Source organism: Methylobacterium symbioticum (genome assembly GCF_902141845.1).
GTDB classification, from domain to species: Bacteria; Pseudomonadota; Alphaproteobacteria; order Rhizobiales; family Beijerinckiaceae; genus Methylobacterium; species Methylobacterium symbioticum.
On the sequence record NZ_CABFPH010000108.1, the window covers coordinates 1 to 17,030 of the forward strand.

The 17,030-nt window shown below is 71.3% G+C and carries 16 protein-coding genes and 1 pseudogene; 11 read left to right on the forward strand and 6 right to left on the reverse strand.

Annotated elements, in window-relative coordinates:
* From MET9862_RS24045 to mqo, 4 genes are all read right to left on the reverse strand, one after another.
* On the reverse strand, window positions 1-377 hold a 377-nt coding region (locus MET9862_RS24045), incomplete at its 3' end, for an exodeoxyribonuclease VII large subunit (RefSeq protein WP_185156985.1).
* 119 nt (window positions 378-496) lie between these two features.
* The gene (cuyB, locus tag MET9862_RS24050) at window positions 497-1,198 is read right to left on the reverse strand and encodes a cysteate racemase (RefSeq protein ID WP_142585423.1); all 702 of its coding nucleotides are present in this window, start codon (window positions 1,196-1,198) and stop codon (window positions 497-499) included.
* 61 nt (window positions 1,199-1,259) lie between these two features.
* A complete protein-coding gene (locus MET9862_RS24055; RefSeq protein ID WP_142585425.1) occupies window positions 1,260-2,153 on the reverse strand; it encodes a LysR family transcriptional regulator in 894 nt (297 codons plus the stop codon).
* Between the two features lie 212 nt (window positions 2,154-2,365).
* The gene (mqo, locus tag MET9862_RS24060) at window positions 2,366-4,087 is read right to left on the reverse strand and encodes a malate dehydrogenase (quinone) (RefSeq protein ID WP_142585427.1); all 1,722 of its coding nucleotides are present in this window, start codon (window positions 4,085-4,087) and stop codon (window positions 2,366-2,368) included.
* 337 nt (window positions 4,088-4,424) lie between these two features.
* Here mqo and MET9862_RS24065 point away from each other — a divergent pair, with 337 nt between their 5' ends.
* Both MET9862_RS24065 and MET9862_RS24070 read left to right on the forward strand, forming a co-directional pair.
* Window positions 4,425-4,652, forward strand: coding sequence for a DUF4170 domain-containing protein (locus MET9862_RS24065; protein ID WP_142585429.1), 228 nt, complete (start codon window positions 4,425-4,427; stop codon window positions 4,650-4,652).
* A gap of 163 nt (window positions 4,653-4,815) precedes the next feature.
* Complete coding sequence (locus MET9862_RS24070; protein ID WP_142585431.1) at window positions 4,816-5,763, forward strand: ribose-phosphate pyrophosphokinase; 948 nt, start codon at window positions 4,816-4,818, stop codon at window positions 5,761-5,763.
* A 155-nt stretch (window positions 5,764-5,918) separates the two neighbouring features.
* Here the strand turns inward: MET9862_RS24070 and MET9862_RS24075 are convergent, their stop codons facing one another.
* Window positions 5,919-6,701, reverse strand: coding sequence for an aldolase (locus MET9862_RS24075; protein ID WP_142585433.1), 783 nt, complete (start codon window positions 6,699-6,701; stop codon window positions 5,919-5,921).
* A 286-nt stretch (window positions 6,702-6,987) separates the two neighbouring features.
* Here MET9862_RS24075 and MET9862_RS24080 point away from each other — a divergent pair, with 286 nt between their 5' ends.
* The 7 genes from MET9862_RS24080 to trpB all read left to right on the forward strand — a co-directional run bounded on the left by MET9862_RS24080 (window position 6,988) and on the right by trpB (window position 14,155).
* Complete coding sequence (locus MET9862_RS24080; protein WP_142585435.1) at window positions 6,988-7,698, forward strand: DUF1013 domain-containing protein; 711 nt, start codon at window positions 6,988-6,990, stop codon at window positions 7,696-7,698.
* Window positions 7,699-7,985: 287 nt separating this feature from the next.
* Window positions 7,986-9,692: a 30S ribosomal protein S1 gene (gene rpsA, locus MET9862_RS24085; protein ID WP_142585437.1), complete on the forward strand. Its 1,707-nt coding sequence runs from the start codon at window positions 7,986-7,988 to the stop codon at window positions 9,690-9,692.
* A gap of 381 nt (window positions 9,693-10,073) precedes the next feature.
* A complete protein-coding gene (gene sppA, locus MET9862_RS24090) occupies window positions 10,074-11,057 on the forward strand; it encodes a signal peptide peptidase SppA (RefSeq protein WP_142585439.1) in 984 nt (327 codons plus the stop codon).
* 244 nt (window positions 11,058-11,301) lie between these two features.
* Entirely contained in the window at window positions 11,302-11,616 is a 315-nt protein-coding gene (locus MET9862_RS24095; RefSeq protein ID WP_142585441.1) for an integration host factor subunit beta, read from the forward strand.
* Between the two features lie 151 nt (window positions 11,617-11,767).
* Window positions 11,768-12,124 carry a LapA family protein gene (locus tag MET9862_RS24100; protein WP_142585444.1) on the forward strand — a complete coding sequence of 119 codons (357 nt, stop codon included), beginning with the start codon at window positions 11,768-11,770 and terminating at the stop codon, window positions 12,122-12,124.
* Window positions 12,125-12,138: 14 nt separating this feature from the next.
* The gene (locus MET9862_RS24105; protein WP_142585446.1) at window positions 12,139-12,855 is read left to right on the forward strand and encodes a phosphoribosylanthranilate isomerase; all 717 of its coding nucleotides are present in this window, start codon (window positions 12,139-12,141) and stop codon (window positions 12,853-12,855) included.
* 58 nt (window positions 12,856-12,913) lie between these two features.
* Window positions 12,914-14,155 carry a tryptophan synthase subunit beta gene (gene trpB, locus MET9862_RS24110; protein WP_142585448.1) on the forward strand — a complete coding sequence of 414 codons (1,242 nt, stop codon included), beginning with the start codon at window positions 12,914-12,916 and terminating at the stop codon, window positions 14,153-14,155.
* A 10-nt stretch (window positions 14,156-14,165) separates the two neighbouring features.
* Here the strand turns inward: trpB and MET9862_RS24115 are convergent, their stop codons facing one another.
* A complete protein-coding gene (locus tag MET9862_RS24115; protein WP_142585450.1) occupies window positions 14,166-15,029 on the reverse strand; it encodes an ABC transporter substrate-binding protein in 864 nt (287 codons plus the stop codon).
* Between the two features lie 113 nt (window positions 15,030-15,142).
* Between MET9862_RS24115 and MET9862_RS24120 the strand changes: the two genes are divergently transcribed.
* Window positions 15,143-16,285, forward strand: coding sequence for a 2-methylaconitate cis-trans isomerase PrpF family protein (locus MET9862_RS24120; RefSeq protein ID WP_142585452.1), 1,143 nt, complete (start codon window positions 15,143-15,145; stop codon window positions 16,283-16,285).
* A 240-nt stretch (window positions 16,286-16,525) separates the two neighbouring features.
* Window positions 16,526-17,030 (forward strand): annotated as a pseudogene (locus tag MET9862_RS24125) (DNA translocase FtsK); the annotation flags it as partial.

The following is a 17,030-nucleotide window of genomic DNA, read 5'->3' on the forward strand; positions in this document are numbered from 1 at the left end:
TCCTGCGGCACGTAGCGCGCCTCGGAGGGCGAGACCGGAACGCCGCCGCGCCCCTGGGCGATCGCGTCGGCGAGCAGCGTGGCGAGCGGCAGCCGTCCGAACACACCCTTCCAGACCACGGCGTCGATGCGGGCCTGCCCGTCCTTCAGCGAGAAATAGGCATGCCCCGAGCCGTGCGGGCCGCGATAGCCTGAGATCTCGCCGCGCAGGCGCACATGGCCGAAGGCGTCCTCCAGCGTCCGCTTCAGCGCGGTGGCGAGTTCGCCCACCGACCATTCGGGCTGGTTGGCCGAGAGCACGCGCGAGGGGGGCACGTCGGCGGGCGCGTCCGTCGGAGGGCGCGCGGCGCGCGGCGGGGGCGGAGGGACGAGCGGCATGGCGCCGGACGCTAGGCGCGCAGGAACCGGGTGTCGAGAGGGGGCACCCCTCCCGCGGGTCCAGGGCGGAGCCCTGGACCCGCCAAAGGGATGATCCCTTTGGGAACCCGGTATCGGGCTCAGGCGGCGTCCGCGAGGGTGGGGCTCGCGCAGGCCTGGATGCAGGCGCGGGCCAGGGCCTCGGTCGCGTCCACCAGCCGGGCGCGCAGGTCGCCCTCCACCGCGGCGAGGGCCACCGGGATCTCGGTGCAGGCCATCACGACCGCGTGGCAACCCGCCGCCACGAGCGCCTCGGCCTGTCCCCGCAGGATCGCCGCGGCCTCGGGCGCCCGCCCGGCCTTCACCAGCCGGATCGCCTGCATCACCTCCGCCTGCCCGGCCGGGTCCGGAACCCGCCAGGACAGGCCCCTCCGGGCGAGGCGCTCTTGATAGAGGCCGCCCGTGACCGTGCTGGTGGTCGCCAGGACGCCGACGGTATCGCCCGGCCGCGCGGCGAGCGCGTCCGTCACGGCCTCCGCGATGTGCAGGATCGGCAGGGGCGTCCCCGCCTGCAGGGCGGCGTGCCAGAGATGGGCGGTGTTGCAGGGGATGGCGATGCAGGTCGCGCCCGCCGCCTCCAGCCGCCGCAGGGCCTCGGCCATGGCGGGCAGCGGGTCGGCGCCCTCGCCGCGGAGCGCGGCGTTGCGGTCGGGGATGTTCGCGGCGGAGCACACGACCATCGGGATGTGGTCCTGGTCGCGGCAGGCCGGGGTGTTCCGCACGACCTTGGCCATGAAGTCCACGGTCGCCATCGGACCCATCCCACCGAGAACACCGAGCATCGCGGACCTCCTGTTGCGGGATCACGATGCGCGGGCGCCCGGCACCGGGTCCAATGCCGTGTCAGTCCGGCCTATTCCAATCCTGCATTGTTTCGGCGGCGACCGTCTCCGCCGCCTCCCAGACCGCCGAGACGGCGGCGCGGCGATGCGCGGCGTTGCGGTAGAGCCGCACCTCCAGCGGAATCTCCTCGCCTGCGGCGGCCAGCTGCCCGTCGGCGAGCTCCCGCGCCACGAGGCTGCGCGGCAGCCAGGCGAGGCCGTGGCCCTCCAGGGCCATGAATTTCAGGGCCTCCGCCATGGCGTTCTCATTGGTGTGGGCGGAGGCGGTGGGGCCGCCGGATTCCGCCTGCGCGATGGCCGCCACGCGGCCGAGGAAGGAGTTCCGGGCGTAGCTGAGCAGCGGGATCCCTGCTTCCGGCATCCCGGCGGCGCGCACGGCCACGAGGCTGTCGGTCCCCACCACCCGGTGCGGGAACTGCGCCGGGTCGAGCAGGATCGGCACGCTCGGATGGTGGAAGGTCAGCAGGAAGTCGTAGCCGCCCTCGACGATCGCCTGGAGACAGGCGTGGAAGTCGTCGGGCAGCAGGCGGCTGCTCAGGGGGCCGGCCTGCGCCTCGATCCGCCGGAACCAGCGCGGGAAGAAGGTCAGGGCGAGGGTGTGGAGCGCGGCCACCGCCACGTGCCGCTGGCCCGGCCGGGCGCTGGCCTGCAGTTCGGCCCGGCTTCCGTGGAGCATCCGCACCGCCTCTTCCGCCGTCTCGCGGAAGGCCCGGCCCGCCGCCGTCAGCGTGGTCGGATAGGTGCTGCGGTCGATGAGGGCGACGCCGAGCCAGGTCTCGAGGGCCTGGATGCGGCGGCTGAAGGCCGATTGGGTGACGTGGCGCTCCTCGGCCGAGCGCGAGAAGTTGCCGGTCCGCGCGAGGCTGACGAAGTCCTCAAGCCATTTCAGCTCCATGACCAGAAGCCTAGATGCGCAGCGCGCGGAGAGCCAGTGGCGGCGCGGATCCCTGGCCTGTTCGGCCGGCGCCCTCGGTCGCGGCGCTCGATCCGGCGCCCGGCGCCCATCGCGCCGCTGGTGATCTGAAGGAGCCAGCGGCCCGCGTGCTGCCTTCCTCCACGGATCTCAGGCCTGCCCGAGACCCGTGGAGGGACATGCCCGTCGGCGCGTCAGGGCGCCATGTCGGGAACGGCCTTCACCACCCCGCTATCCGCGTCGGCGGAGGCGCGGCCGGAGACCGGGGCGGCCGGGGCGGCAGCGAGCTGCGGCGGGGGCGTGAGCTGCAGGTGCTCGCTCGTATAGGCCAGCTCCGCATAGGCCTTCTGCGGATCGTCGTTCAGCTTGGTGCCGTAGCTCGGCACGATCCGGCGGATCTTCGCCTGCCACTCGGGCGTCGCCACCTTCTGGGCGAAGACCTTCTCCAGCACGTCCAGCATGATCGGCGCGGCCGTCGAGGCGCCCGGCGAGGCGCCGAGAAGGGCGGCGATGCTGCCGTCCTTCGCGCTCACGATCTCGGTGCCGAGCTTCAGCACGCCGCCCTTCTCGGGGTCGCGCTTGATGATCTGCACCCGCTGCCCGGCCTGGATCAGCCGCCACTCGTCCTTCTTCGCGTTCGGGAAGTATTCGCGCAGGGCCTGGTAGCGGTCCTCGTCGGAGAGCATCACCTGGCCGGCGAGGTACTCGATCAGCGGGTACTGCTCCACGCCGACGCGGACCATCGGCCAGACGTTGCTGGTGGTGGTCGAGGTCAGGAGGTCGAGATAGGAGCCCTCCTTCAGGAACTTGGTCGAGAAGGTCGCGAAGGGTCCGAACAGGATCACGCGCTTGCCGCCGAGCACCCGGGTGTCGAGATGCGGCACCGACATGGGCGGGGCGCCGACCGAGGCCTTGCCGTAGGCCTTGGCGAGATGGCGCGTCGCCACGTCCGGGGTCTCGTTGACGAGGAACGAGCCGCCGACCGGGAAGCCGGCATAGTCGTCACCCTCCGGGATACCGGACTTCTGCAGGAGGTGCAGGGCGCCGCCGCCCGCGCCGATGAACACGAAGGTGGCGTCGACCGCCTGGCGGCTGCCGTCCTTCAGGTTCTTCGAGGTCACGCGCCAGCTGCCGTCGGCGTTGCGGGTGATGCCCTCGACCTCGGTGGACAGGCGCAGCGAGAAGTTCGGCCGGCCGGTCAGCGAGGCGACGTACTGGCGGGTGACCTCGCCCCACTCGCAATCGGTGCCCACCGGCGTCCAGGTGGCGGCGATCCTCTGCTTGGGATCGCGCCCCTCCATCATCAGGGGCACCCATTTGCGGAGCTGCTCGGGATCCTCCGAATATTCCATGCTGGCAAAGAGCGGGCTCGCCTGCAGGGCCTCGTAGCGCTTCTTCAGGTAGCGGATGTTGTCGTCGCCCCAGACGAAGCTCATGTGCGGGGTCGAGTTGATGAAGGAGCGCGGGTTCTTCAGCACGCCCTGCTGGACCTGCCAGGCCAGGAACTGGCGGGTGACCTGGAAGGCCTCGTTGATCTTCACGGCCTGCTCGATGCGGACCTTCCCCTTCGAATCCTCGGGGGTGTAGTTCAGCTCGGCCAGGGCCGAGTGGCCGGTGCCGGCATTGTTCCAGCCGTTCGAGCTCTCGAGGGCGACGCCGTCGAGCCGCTCGATCATCTCCATCGACCAGCCGGGCTCGAGCTCGCGCAGCCACACGCCGAGCGTGGCGCTCATGATGCCGCCGCCGATCAGCAGCACGTCCACCTTGCGGGCCTCGCCCGCGGCCAACCCTGCACCGGGCAGCGCCGAGACCGCGGCCCCCGCGAGCGCGCCGCCGATGAGGTGTCGGCGATTCAGCGACGAGGTATTATGCTGCATATCCTCGCGGCGTCCGTGCATTTTATCTGCAATGCGCATTTTATTTTTCGAGCCGTGCAAAAATAATTTGTCCTTCCGGTCGGCTACAACAAGCGTCGCCGGCGTCCAACGCGTCGAATACATGGCTGCCATGTGCGGAAGACCTTGACCCGGAGGGCGGCGGTCGGCGGCCCTCGCGTCGTCCCCACACTCCCCAGATCTGGCGGACCGACCGGGGCCCGGACCGGCTCGGTCACGCGTCCGTGTGCCTCCGGGGCCCTGCATCGGGCCATCCGGGGTTGACGGAGCGGTTTCCGTTTGCGACCGCCTGTCGCGGTGGGCCGGGCCGCAGGGATCCGGGTCCTGCCGCCCGCCCAGAGGGGTCCCAGAGGGTTCCATGACGACCGCGATCGACAGCGACCAGAAGCTCCATCTCGTCTTCGGCGGGGAGCTCTCCGATCTCGAGGGCATCCGCTTCCGGGACGTGAAGGGCCTCGACATCGTCGGCATCTTCCCCGACTACGCCTCCGCCCAGGTCGCCTGGAAGGCCAAGGCCCAGGCCACCGTCGACAGCGCCCAGACCCGCTACTTCATCGTCCACCTGCACCGCCTGCTCGAGCCCTGAGCGGCACGCGGCCGTGCCGCGCGGCGGGACGGCCGGCGTGAAGCCATTGTGACGGCTTGATGCCGCTGGTAAGAGCCGGACCCGGTCTTCGCGCCGGGCCGGCGCGTCGCGGTCAAGTTTTCAGGAAGCGCGCCCCGGTCGGCGCGAGCGTAGGTCGGCAGGCATGAAGTCCTCGATCAAGATCATCGCCGGCAATGCGAGCCGGCCCTTGGCCGAGGCGATCGCCGCCTATCTCGAATTGCCGCTCGCCAAGTGCATGGTGCGGCGCTTCGCCGACATGGAGATCTTCGTCGAGCTGCAGGAGAACGTCCGCGGCGAGGACGTGTTCATCGTCCAGTCGACCTCGTTCCCGGCCAACGACCACCTGATGGAATTGCTGATCATGATCGACGCCGCGCGTCGGTCCTCGGCGCGGCGCATCACGGCGGTGATCCCCTATTTCGGCTATGCCCGGCAGGACCGGCGCACCTCGGGCCGCACGCCGATCTCGGCCAAGCTCGTGGCGAACCTCATCACCGAGGCCGGCGCCGACCGCGTGCTGACCCTCGACCTCCATGCCGGCCAGATCCAGGGCTTCTTCGACATCCCGACCGACAACCTGTTCGCTGCCCCCGTGATGGTGCGCGACATCAAGGAGCGCTCGGGGGGCGTCGCCGACCGCATGGTGGTCTCGCCGGACGTCGGCGGCGTGGTGCGCGCCCGCGCCATCGCCAAGCGCATCGATGCGCCGCTGGCCATCGTCGACAAGCGCCGCGAGCGCCCCGGAGAGTCCGAGGTGATGAACATCATCGGCGATGTCGAGGGCCGATCCTGCATCCTGGTGGACGACATCGTGGATTCGGGCGGCACGCTGGTGAACGCGGCCGAGGCCCTGCTGAACGCGGGCGCCAAGGACGTGTCGGCCTACATCACCCACGGCGTGCTCTCGGGCGGCGCGGTCTCGCGCATCGCGGCCTCGCGGATGAAGGAATTGGTGATCACCGATTCGATCCAGCCGACCCAGGCGGTGAAGCTCGCCCGCAACATTCGCGTGGCCACCATCGCGCCGCTGCTGGGCGAGGCGATCGGACGCACGGCGACGGAATCGAGCGTCTCAAGCCTGTTCGATTAGAGCGCTCTCCGCCGAAGTGGATACCGGGACGCGGACGGCGTTGCCGTCCGCGTCCCGGCACATGGGCGCCGACGCGCGGTCGCGCTTGTGCCCCGCGAACGAGTGTTCGCGGGGCGGGCCCCCATTCGGCGGGCCGTTCCGTCCGAGCGGCCGCCCTATTGCGAAAAATCCGGCTCCTCGCGCGCCAGCCGGCGCTTGAGGCTTTCCAGATGCAGGCGGCCGCTCTCGGCGTCGCCGGCCCGCATCTGTGCCACCGCGTGCCGGGCGATCTCCGCCGGGACCGGCACCAGGGGGCGCCCGGTGCTCATCGCCTTGATCTGCACCTCGGCTGCGCGCTCCAGATAATAGAGGTCGTCCCAGGCCTCGGCGATGGTCGGGCCGGTCACGATCACCCCGTGGTTGCGCAGGAACACGACGTCCGCGTCGCCCAGCGTCGCGGCGATGCGGTCGCCCTCGGTGGAGTCGAGCGCGAGGCCGTTATAGGCGTCGTCCACCGCGAGCCGCCCGTAGAACTTCAGCGCCGTCTGGCCCGCGAAGGCCAGTGGCTGTCCCTCGATCATGCTGAGCGCGGTGGCGTTCGGCATGTGGGTGTGGAAGGCGGCCCGGGCCCGCGGCAGCCGGGCATGCAGCCGGGCATGGATGAAGAAGGCGGTCGCCTCCGGCTGGCCCTCGCCCTCGACCACCGCCCCGTCGAGGCTGCAGACGAGGAGATCCGAGGCCCGGATCTCGGAGAAGGCGAGGCCGTAGGGGTTGACGAGGAACAGGTCGTCGCGCCCCGGCACCATCGCCGAGAAGTGGTTGCAGATGCCCTCCTCCAGCCCGAGCCGCGCGGCCATGCGGAAGCAGGCGGCGAGGTCGATCCGCGCCTGCGCCAGGGCCGCCCGGTCGATCGGGCCGGTCTCCGTGCGGGTCGCGACGCTGCGCAGTTCGTGGGCCATACGGGGATCCTCTCGGCGGGCTGGGGCGCGGCCCGTTTTCGGCGAGGGCCGGCCCTTCGTCCAGGGGTTTGCGTTGGAGATCTGTCCCCCCGGCCCTGCTCCGGGCCGGGGCTGCCGCCGACAGACCTTGCGAACGTCATTGCGCCGCCCCCCGCCGCCGCCTATACTGGAAGCATTCCCCATTTTGTGGCGTGAGGCGGGATCGGACGGTCGTTCCGACCAATCCCGCGGACCGGTGACCCGCGTTCCGGGCCGATCCCGCGCCCGTGAAGGTTGGAGTTCCCGGATGTCCCAGGGTCCCCTGATGCCCAAGGCCACCGCCGTATGGCTGGTGGAGAACACCTCGCTCGCCTTCGAGCAGATCGCCGATTTCTGCAAGCTGCACCCGCTGGAGGTGAAGGGCATCGCCGACGGCGAGGTCGCCGCCGGCATCAAGGGTCTCGACCCGATCACCACGGGCCAGCTCACCCGCGACGAGATCGAGAAGGCGCAGAAGTCGCCGCACTACAAGCTCAAGCAGGCGGTCTCGAAGGTGAAGCTGCCCGAGGTCAAGCGCACCACCAAGGGGCCGCGCTACACCCCGCTCTCGCGCCGCCAGGACCGGCCGAACGCCATCCTCTGGCTGCTGCGCAACCATCCCGAGCTGAAGGATTCGCAGATCATCCGGCTCGTCGGCACCACCAAGTCGACCATCCAGCAGATTCGCGAGCGCACCCACTGGAACTCGGGCTCGCTGCAGCCGATGGACCCGGTCACGCTCGGCCTCTGCACGCAGATCGACCTCGATTTCGAGGTGCAGCGCGCCGCCGCCGACCGTCCCGCCGCCCTGCAGGCCGATGCCGGCGCCTCGCTGCTGCCGCCGGAGGTCTCGACCGCGGACGCTTACGCCGATCACGAGGAGGACCGCCGCGGTGGCCGCGACGAGCGCCTCGACGCCGATTCCGTCTTCGCCAAGCTCAAGGGCCGGCGCACGGACGACGAGGACGACGCGTACTGAAGCGCGCGGTCCCGAGCGCGGAAGTCCGGTTCGGTTGAACGCGAAAGCGTTCTGGTCTATGGAGCGCGCGTCCTATCGGTAGGATCGCGCGCTTTTTCATGCGTGCGTTCTTAAATCCAAGCCGGTCGGACCGCCCTCGGACACCGCACATCCATCGCGTCGGCAAGCCGGTCCGTCAGGATCGGTCGCCCTGTCCCCATTCCGGGACCGGGCTGCGGCGGACGACCGGGCGCAACGCAACACGAGCTGCCGACGCCGGGCCTTCGAGCGAGGCCCCAGGAGACAGAATGACCGCTGGTATCGCCCTGCAGAGCGCGCACGAGGATTTCGCCGCGCTGCTCGAGGAGAGCTTCCTCCAACACGAGATCACCGAAGGCTCCGTCGTCAAGGGTCGCGTCGTCGCGATCGAGAAGGACGTGGCCGTCATCGACATCGGCGCCAAGACGGAAGGCCGTGTCGCCCTGAAGGAATTCCAGGGTCCCGGCCGCGACGGCGAGCTGCATGTCGGCGACGAGGTCGAGGTCTATGTCGACCGCATCGAGAACGCGCTGGGCGAGGCCGTCATCTCGCGCGACAAGGCGCGCCGCGAGGAGTCGTGGGTCAAGCTCGAGAAGGCCTTCGAGGCCAACGAGCGCGTCACCGGCACGATCTTCAACCAGGTCAAGGGCGGCTACACCGTCGACCTCGACGGCGCCGTGGCCTTCCTGCCGCGCTCCCAGGTCGATATCCGCCCGGTGCGCGACGTGACCCCGCTGCTCGGCACGCCGCAGCCCTTCCAGATCCTCAAGATGGACCGTCGCCGCGGCAACATCGTCGTGTCGCGCCGCACCGTGCTCGAGGAGAGCCGCGCCGAGCAGCGCTCGGAGCTGGTGGCCAACCTTGAGGAAGGTCAGGTCATCGACGGCGTCGTCAAGAACATCACCGAGTACGGCGCCTTCGTCGATCTCGGCGGCATCGACGGCCTGCTGCACGTCACCGACATGGCGTGGCGCCGCGTGAACCACCCGTCCGAGGTCGTGACCATCGGCCAGACGGTCAAGGTCAAGATCATCAAGATCAACCACGAGACGCACCGCATCTCGCTCGGCATCAAGCAGCTGCTCGCCGATCCGTGGGAGGGCATCGCCGCCCGCTATCCCGTGGACGCCAAGCTCAAGGGCCGCGTGACCAACATCACCGACTACGGCGCCTTCGTGGAGCTGGAGCCGGGGATCGAGGGCCTGATCCACGTCTCCGAGATGAGCTGGACCAAGAAGAACGTCCATCCGGGCAAGATCGTCTCCACCTCCCAGGAGGTCGAGGTGCAGATCCTGGAGGTCGATCCGGTCAAGCGCCGCATCTCGCTCGGCCTCAAGCAGACCCTGCAGAACCCCTGGGAGGGCTTCGCCGAGAAGCATCCGGTGGGCTCCGAGGTCGAGGGCGAGGTCAAGAACAAGACCGAGTTCGGCCTGTTCATCGGCCTCGAGGGCGACGTCGACGGCATGGTCCACCTGTCGGATCTCGACTGGAACCGTCCCGGCGAGCAGGTCATCGAGGAGTACAAGAAGGGCGACATCGTGCGCGCCCAGGTCCTCGACGTCGACGTCGAGAAGGAGCGCATCTCGCTGGGCGTCAAGCAGCTCGGCGGCGACCCCTACGCCGAGGCCGGCGAGATCAAGAAGGGTCAGGTCGTCACCTGCGAGGTGATCGAGGTGAAGGATTCGGGCGTCGAGGTGAAGATCGCCGACACCGACATGCAGACCTTCATCCGTCGCGCCGAGCTGGCGCGCGACCGTGGCGACCAGCGCCCTGAGCGCTTCGCCACCGGCGAGAAGTTCGACGCCCGCGTCGTCCAGTTCGACCGCAAGGCCCGTCGCGTGCAGGTCTCGATCAAGGCCCTCGAGGTCGCCGAGGAGAAGGAGGCGATGGCCCAGTTCGGCTCCGCCGATTCGGGCGCCTCGCTCGGCGACATCCTCGGCGCCGCCTTCAACAAGAAGCGCTCCGACGAGGAGTAATCCGACTGAGAGCGGTCGCCCGGCTCGTCCGGGCGGCCGAGGTCGAGAGAAGCCCGCGCGGGATGACCCGCGCGGGCTTTTCGCTTGTCCGGCCGGACGCGGGGGATGGAGCCCGGCCGCCGGTCCGCGATTCCCATATCACCCGGGGCCGAACCGGCGGCCCGTTCGGCCCCGGCGCGCTTCGGAGCCGTGCGGCGGACCCATGAGGCGAGGCGTGTCAAGCACTTGGCGTCGCACGAACCCTCTGGACCCGACCAAAGTTTGGGTGCAAACCGACGCCGCCTGTGACAGGCTTGCCACCGCCCGCGCCGACCCGGAACGCGTGGGCCAACCAAGAACGGACCGGCCGCGCGCCGGGCACGCGAGGGAGACCACCATCGCATGGCCGCCGATCCCGAACTTCTGATCGACCGCAGGCGCCTGCGCCGCAAGCTCACCCTCTGGCGGGTGCTGGGCATCGGCGGGCTCGTCGTGGCGGCCGGCGCCGTCGGCCTGCGCGTCCGCGCCGGCTCCGAAGGCATCGGCTTCGGCGCGGTGCGCCCCCAGATCGCACGGATCTCGGTCTCCGGCTTCATCGCCGGCAGCGAGGCGACCGCCAAGCTGATGAAGCGCGTCGGCGAGTCCTCGGCCGTGCAGGGCGTCGTCGTCTCGATCAACTCGCCCGGTGGCACCACCACCGGCTCGGAGGAGATCTACCGCAACCTCCGCCAGCTCGCCGCCAAGAAGCCGGTGGTCGCCTTCGTGGACGGCACCGCGGCGTCCGGCGCCTACATCACGGCGCTCGCCGCCGACCACATCGTGGCGCGGGAGACCTCGCTCGTCGGCTCGATCGGCGTGCTGTTCCAGTATCCGGAGGTCTCGGGGCTGCTCGACAAGGTCGGCGTGAAGGTCGAGTCGGTGAAGTCCTCTCCGCTCAAGGCCGAGCCCTCGGGCTTCGCCCCGACCTCGCCCGAGGCGCGCGCGGCGCTGGCCGCCGTGGTCGGCGACACCTATGCCTGGTTCAAGGGATTGGTGGCCGAGCGCCGCGGCCTGAGCGAGACCCAGCTCGCCGCGGTGTCCGACGGCCGGGTGTTCAGCGGTCGCCAGAGCGTGCCGCTGAAGCTGGTGGACGAGCTCGGCGCCGAGCGTCAGGCGGTCGCGTGGCTGGAGACCGAGCGCAAGGTCGCCAAGAACCTGCCCGTGACCGACTGGAAGCCGCGCTCGGAATCGGATTTCAGCCTGTGGTCGGCCCTGGGAACCGGCGCCGACCTCGCCGGGTTCGAGAGCCTCGCCGCCCGCCTGCGCCGGATCGGCGAGGAGACCCAGGGGCTGGCGCAGGGCGGCCTGCTCGTCCTGTGGCGCCCCGGCGCCGAGGCGACGCCCTGAACGGCCTGACGGGGGCACCCGCTGCGCCCTCGCGGCCAGCGGGCCGGCGCCCGGTGAGCGGGGGCCTCGCGCGGCGCACCGAGCGGATCCGGTGCGGTCGAGCGCCCGGGCCGAAGTGGATGCCGGTTCGGCATCCGGGGACCGCCCGAGGGGCCTTCGAGACGAATCCTGAAGCCGGGCCGCCCGGCTTCCTCAAAGCGACCGCCGGGCCTTCAACGGCGATCTTTCGGGAAGACCAGGACATATGATCAAGTCGGAGCTCGTCCTCAGAATCGCCGAGCGCAACCCGCATCTCTACCAGCGGGATGTCGAGATCCTGGTCAACGCGATCCTCGACACCATCGCGGATGCGCTGGCCCGCGGTGACCGGGTGGAGTTGCGCGGCTTCGGCGCCTTCTCGGTGAAGCGCCGCGAGGCGCGGCGCGGGCGCAACCCGCGCACCGGCGAGGCGGTGGCCGTGTCCGAGAAGGCGATCCCCGTCTTCAAGACCGGCAAGGAGATGCGCCAGCGCCTCAACGCGGCCGGCATCGGCGAGGGGTCGGCCGAGACGGGGGCGTGAAGGCTCAGCCCGTCGCCGCGGCTGGGTGCGCACCCTATCTCGGCCCGGTTGGTCCCGCGCGGCGCGCAGACGGCGCGCAGACGGATTGTGAGAGGCAGGAGGCCCCCGGCGGGCTCGAAGACGTCCCGGGCAGGCTTGGAGTTGTGACGCGATGATCCGTTTCCTCAAGGGGCTGGTGCTGCTGCCGGTCGCGCTGGTGGTGATCCTGCTGGCGGTCGCGAACCGGACGCCGGTGACCCTGTCCTTCGATCCCTTCTCCGCGGTGCCGGCCTTCAGCCTCGTCCTGCCGCTCTACGCGGTCGTGTTCGTCGCGGTGGCACTCGGCATCGTGGTCGGCGGCATCTTCACTTGGCTCGGCCAGGGCCGTGCCCGCCGCACCGCGCGCAGCCGCGGCCGCACGGTGCGCCGCCTGGAGGAGGAGACCGCGCGCCTGCGCGCCGCGGTGCCGGAGCCCGAGCCCGTCCGCCCGGGCCTGCCCGCCCGCACGGCGCTGCCCGCCCCGCGCTGAGGACCTCCCTATCCGTGACCACCCGCGTCAAGATCTGCGGCCTCGGCACGCCCGAGACCCTGGCCGCGGCCCTCGAAGCGGGGGCGGACCTCGTCGGGTTCGTGCATTTCGCGCCCAGCCCGCGCCATCTCGGCTGGCCCGAGGCGCGGGCGCTGGCCGCACAGGTGCGCGGCCGGGCCGAGCGCGTGGTGCTGCTGGTCGATCCGGACGACGCGACGCTCCGCGCCGCCCTGGAGAGCGTGGCGCCCGACCTGATCCAGCTCCACGGGCGCGAGAGCCCGGAGCGCGTCGCCGCCATCCGGGCCCTCTCCGGGCGGCCGGTGATGAAGGCGCTCGGCATCGGCACGGATGCGGATCTCGCCCGCATCCCGGACTACGCGGCGGCTGACCGTCTGCTCCTCGACGCCAAGCCGCCTCCCGGAGCGGCCCTGCCCGGCGGCAACGGCCTCGCCTTCGACTGGCGCCTGATCGCGGGGACGCGGCTTCCGGCCGGCTGGATGCTCTCGGGGGGCTTGCGCCCGGAAACCGTCGCCGAGGCCCTCGCCCGGACGGGCGCGCCCGCCGTCGACGTCTCCTCCGGTGTCGAGACCGCGCCCGGCATCAAGGATCCGGCTCTGATCGCGGCCTTCGTCGCGGCGGTGCGGTCCAGCGCCGCGGCGGACCGGCGCGAAGGGCATCTCCCGATGGGAGACACGGAAGCCGGCTTGGCGTCGGCGCCGCGAGGGGTCTAAAGCAGGCGCCAATGTCGGGCGCCCCATCGCGCCCTTTCAGCGCCCCAAGGACGACCCCGTGACGATCGCAGCGACCCCGAACTCCTTCCGCACCGGCCCCGACGAGCGCGGGCGTTTCGGCATCTTCGGCGGCCGCTTCGTCGCCGAGACGCTGATGCCGCTGATCCTCGACCTGGAGAAGGCCTACGAGGCGGCCAAGGCCGATCCGCAGTTCAAGGCGGACATGGAATCCTACGGCACGCACTATATCGGCCGCCCGAGCCCGCTCTACTATGCCGAGCGCCTGACCGAGCACCTGCGCGCCAAGGCGCCCGCCGGCCAGGGCGCCAAGGTCTATTTCAAGCGCGAGGAGTTGAACCACACCGGCTCGCACAAGGTGAACAACGTGCTGGGCCAGATCCTGCTCGCCCGCCGCATGGGCAAGCCGCGCATCATCGCTGAGACGGGCGCGGGCCAGCACGGGGTCGCCACCGCCACGCTCTGCGCCCGCTTCGGCCTGAAATGCGTCGTCTACATGGGCGCCGTGGACGTGGCCCGGCAGGCCCCGAACGTCTTCCGCATGAAGATGCTCGGCGCCGAGGTCGTGCCGGTGGAATCCGGCACCAAGACCCTCAAGGACGCGATGAACGAGGCCCTGCGCGACTGGGTCACCAATGTCGCCGACACCTTCTACTGCATCGGCACGGTGGCGGGCCCGCATCCCTACCCGGCCATGGTGCGCGACTTCCAGTCGGTGATCGGCCGCGAGACCCGCGAGCAGATGCTGGCACAGGAGGGCCGCCTCCCCGATTCGCTCGTCGCCTGCATCGGCGGCGGCTCCAACGCCATGGGCCTGTTCCACCCCTTCCTCGACGACCGCGAGATCGAGATCTTCGGTGTCGAGGCAGCCGGCCACGGCGTCCAGAGCGGGCTGCACGCGGCCTCGCTCACCGGCGGGCGGCCCGGCGTGCTCCACGGCAACCGCACCTATCTCCTGATGGACGCGGACGGCCAGATCGCCGACGCGCACTCGATCTCGGCGGGCCTCGATTATCCGGGCATCGGCCCCGAGCATGCCTGGCTCCACGAGATGGGCCGGGTCACCTACCTCTCGGCCACCGATGCCGAGACGCTGGAGGCGTTCAAGCTCTGCTCGATGCTGGAGGGCATCATCCCGGCGCTCGAGCCCGCCCATGCCCTGTCCAAGGTGCTGGAACTGGCGCCCCAGCGCCCGGCCGACCACCTGATGGTGATGAACATGTCGGGCCGTGGCGACAAGGACATCCCGCAGGTGGCGGAGATCTTCGGCACGCGGATCTGAGCAAGCCGGGTCAGGGCGCAGGCGCCGCGGGGGCCACCACGGCGTCGTCCTGCCCGCTGCGCGACAGGGCCTGCGCGACGAAGCCGGAGGCCTTCATCTCTTCGATGAAGGCCCGCATGTAGGCGGCCGCCGGCCCGTTCGCCTTCGGGGTCGCAACCGCCTGCTCGATGACCATGAACCGGCCCGGGAGCAGGCGCAGCCCCGCATGGTCGCGCGCATAGGCTTCGAGGGGCTGGCGCACCGAGGCGAGGACCTCGGGCCTGTCCGTCAGGAACAACGCGAGGGCGTCGGCCGAGGTGGGGGCGAAGACCCGCTCGGCCGCCTGGAGATGGCGCCCGAGATAGAGATCGTAGGCGGTGTTGCGCCCCACCGCGATCCGCACGCCCGCCCGGTCGACCTCGTCGTTGCGGGTGATCGGCGAATCGGCCCGGACCATGTAGGCGCCCTCGATCAGCACGTAGGGCGGGCTGAACGCGATGGTCTCGCCGCGGTGCGGGTCGATCGCCAGGAAGGCCACGTCCCAGCCCCGCGCGCCGCCCAGTGCCGCGACCACCGCGCCGGCCGTCTCGAAGGTCACGAAGCTGACGGGCAGGCCGAGGCGCCGGCCGAGCGCGCGTGCGAGATCCGCCGAGACGCCGGCCGGCTCTCCGTCCGGTCCCTTCTGAGCCAGGACCGGGTTGCCGTAATTGATGGCGGCGCGCAGGGCGCCGGTGGGCGCGATCGCCCGCACGGTCTCGGGAGAGGGGTCTTGAGCCACGGCGATCTCCGATGCGGACAGGGCGGCGAGGGCGCCGAGAGCCAGTATGGACCGGATGACGGCCCGGCGCCGGCCGCGCGTCGCGGACGGGGCGCGGCCGGCGGGTTCGCGCGGCATCCTGACCTCCCCTAGAGTGACGGCGACCCTGCGCGGCGGCCGCCTCCAAGCGATAGGCCGGCGGCGCGACCCGACTCAAGCCGGGCCCCGGGACCCGAGGAGACCTTCGAGCGATGCAGCACCCGATCCCGGCCGTGTTCATGCGCGGCGGCACCAGCAAGGCGATCCTGTTCCATGCCAGTGACCTGCCCGCGGACCGGGCCGACTGGGACGCCCTGTTCTGCGCGGCGCTCGGCACGCCCGATCCCTATGGCCGCCAGCTCGACGGCATGGGCGGGGGCGTGTCCTCCCTGTCCAAGATCTGCGTGCTCGCGCCGTCCTCCCGGCCCGATGCCGATATCGACTACACCTTCGCCCAGGTGCAGATCCGCGAGGCCCGGGTCGATTACGCCGGCAATTGCGGCAACATGAGCGCGGCTGTCGGCCCCTTCGCGGTCGACGAGGGGCTGGTCGGCGTCGCGGGCGATACCGCGACGGTGCGCATCTTCAACACCAACACCGCCCGGATCATCCGTGCCACCTTCCCCGTCGCGGACGGCCGCGCCCGCTACGATGGCACCCTCGCGATTCCCGGCGTCGCCGGCACGGGCGCGCCGATCCGGCTCGACTTCCTTGAGCCCGGCGGCGCCACCACGGGCCGGCTCCTGCCCACGGGCCGGGCGGTCGACCGCCTCGACGTTCCCGGCCTCGGTCCGGTCGAGGCCTCGCTGGTCGATGCGGCGAACGCCACCGTGTTCGTGCGCGCCCGCGACCTCGGCTTGACCGGGACCGAGCTGCCCGAGCGGCTCGAATCCGACCCCGCACTCCTGGCGCTCTTGGACGAGATCCGCATGCAGGGCTCCGTGCGGATGGGCATCGCGCCCGATGCCGAGGCGGCGCGCGCCATCCGCATGGTGCCCTTCGTCGGCTTCGTGTCGCCGGCTGCCGACGCCGTCACCCTGACGGGCGAGGGGGTGACCGCATCGGAGATCGACCTCGCGGCGCGGGTGATCTCGAACGGCCAGCCGCACCGGGCCCTGCCGCTCACCGTCTCCCTGTGCACGGCGGTGGCCGCGCGCATCCCCGGCACCGTGGTCGCCGAGGCGCTGTCGACGGATGCGGGGGAGGGGCCGCTGCGGCTCGGCATGCCGTCGGGCGTGCTCACCGTCGGGGCCGAGGTCGCGGCGGAGGCAGGCGGCTGGGCCGCCCGGGCCGGCTCCTTTTACCGCACCGCCCGCCGCCTGTTCGATGGCCGGGTCTGGGTGCCGCGGGGCTAGAGCGCTCTGAAGCCGAAGTGGATGCCGGTTCGGCGAAAGAGAACGCGTTGAAACAAAGGCCTAGAGCCGCTCCCGGTTGCAACGCGATCGGGAGCGGCTCTAGGCCGAGCGCGCTGCGGGGGAGGGGAGCGGTAACCGTCCGCGCCTCCGCTCAAGCCTCTGTTAACGACGAGGCCCCTAACTCAGGGATGACCCGCCCGCGCCCGGGCGGCCCCTCTGTTTCGAGTCACCTGAGCACCCATGCGCGCATCGGGACGGCCTCCCTACTCACATCGCGATCCCTCCCGTCCGGGCCGCGGCGTCGACCGCCCCGGCCTCTCGCTCGGCGCCCTGGCGCATCGGCTGATGTCGCTGCGCGCCAGCCTGACCCGGCGGCTCGCCGGGCCGCCGCGCCATCCCGGCTACAGCCTCCCCCGCCCGGCCCAGAGCTGGTCGACCGCCCCGGGCGCCCTCGTCGGGCGCGGGCCGGAGCCGCACCTGTCCTATCCCGACGCGCTGGCACCCTGGACGGAGGCCGAGCGCCCCGAGGCCGGCTGGCCCGATCAGGTCTTCGATGACCGCGCCGGCTTCGAGAGGCCCCTCCCCGACAGCCGCCCCGAGAGCCGGATCGACCACGCCGCCTCCACGCCCGGCGTTCTGGTGCGCCAGCCGCGCCGCCCGGCCGCGATCGCGCCCGAGGGCGCGCCGCTCCCGGATGCCCACGCCGCCCTGCGCCCGGCCGGCCATGCCGGGATGCCCGGCCCCG

Excerpts from the sequence above, each read along its gene's own strand:
- cuyB (WP_142585423.1), bottom strand. The coding sequence starts at position 1,198 with ATGCTCGGTGTTCTCGGTGGGATGGGTCCGATGGCGACCGTGGACTTC.
- MET9862_RS24055 (WP_142585425.1), bottom strand. The coding sequence starts at position 2,153 with ATGGAGCTGAAATGGCTTGAGGACTTCGTCAGCCTCGCGCGGACCGGC.
- mqo (WP_142585427.1), bottom strand. The coding sequence starts at position 4,087 with ATGCGCATTGCAGATAAAATGCACGGACGCCGCGAGGATATGCAGCAT.
- MET9862_RS24065 (WP_142585429.1), top strand. The coding sequence starts at position 4,425 with ATGACGACCGCGATCGACAGCGACCAGAAGCTCCATCTCGTCTTCGGC.
- MET9862_RS24070 (WP_142585431.1), top strand. The coding sequence starts at position 4,816 with ATGAAGTCCTCGATCAAGATCATCGCCGGCAATGCGAGCCGGCCCTTG.
- MET9862_RS24075 (WP_142585433.1), bottom strand. The coding sequence starts at position 6,701 with ATGGCCCACGAACTGCGCAGCGTCGCGACCCGCACGGAGACCGGCCCG.
- MET9862_RS24080 (WP_142585435.1), top strand. The coding sequence starts at position 6,988 with ATGTCCCAGGGTCCCCTGATGCCCAAGGCCACCGCCGTATGGCTGGTG.
- rpsA (WP_142585437.1), top strand. The coding sequence starts at position 7,986 with ATGACCGCTGGTATCGCCCTGCAGAGCGCGCACGAGGATTTCGCCGCG.
- sppA (WP_142585439.1), top strand. The coding sequence starts at position 10,074 with ATGGCCGCCGATCCCGAACTTCTGATCGACCGCAGGCGCCTGCGCCGC.
- MET9862_RS24095 (WP_142585441.1), top strand. The coding sequence starts at position 11,302 with ATGATCAAGTCGGAGCTCGTCCTCAGAATCGCCGAGCGCAACCCGCAT.
- MET9862_RS24100 (WP_142585444.1), top strand. The coding sequence starts at position 11,768 with ATGATCCGTTTCCTCAAGGGGCTGGTGCTGCTGCCGGTCGCGCTGGTG.
- MET9862_RS24115 (WP_142585450.1), bottom strand. The coding sequence starts at position 15,029 with ATGCCGCGCGAACCCGCCGGCCGCGCCCCGTCCGCGACGCGCGGCCGG.
- MET9862_RS24120 (WP_142585452.1), top strand. The coding sequence starts at position 15,143 with ATGCAGCACCCGATCCCGGCCGTGTTCATGCGCGGCGGCACCAGCAAG.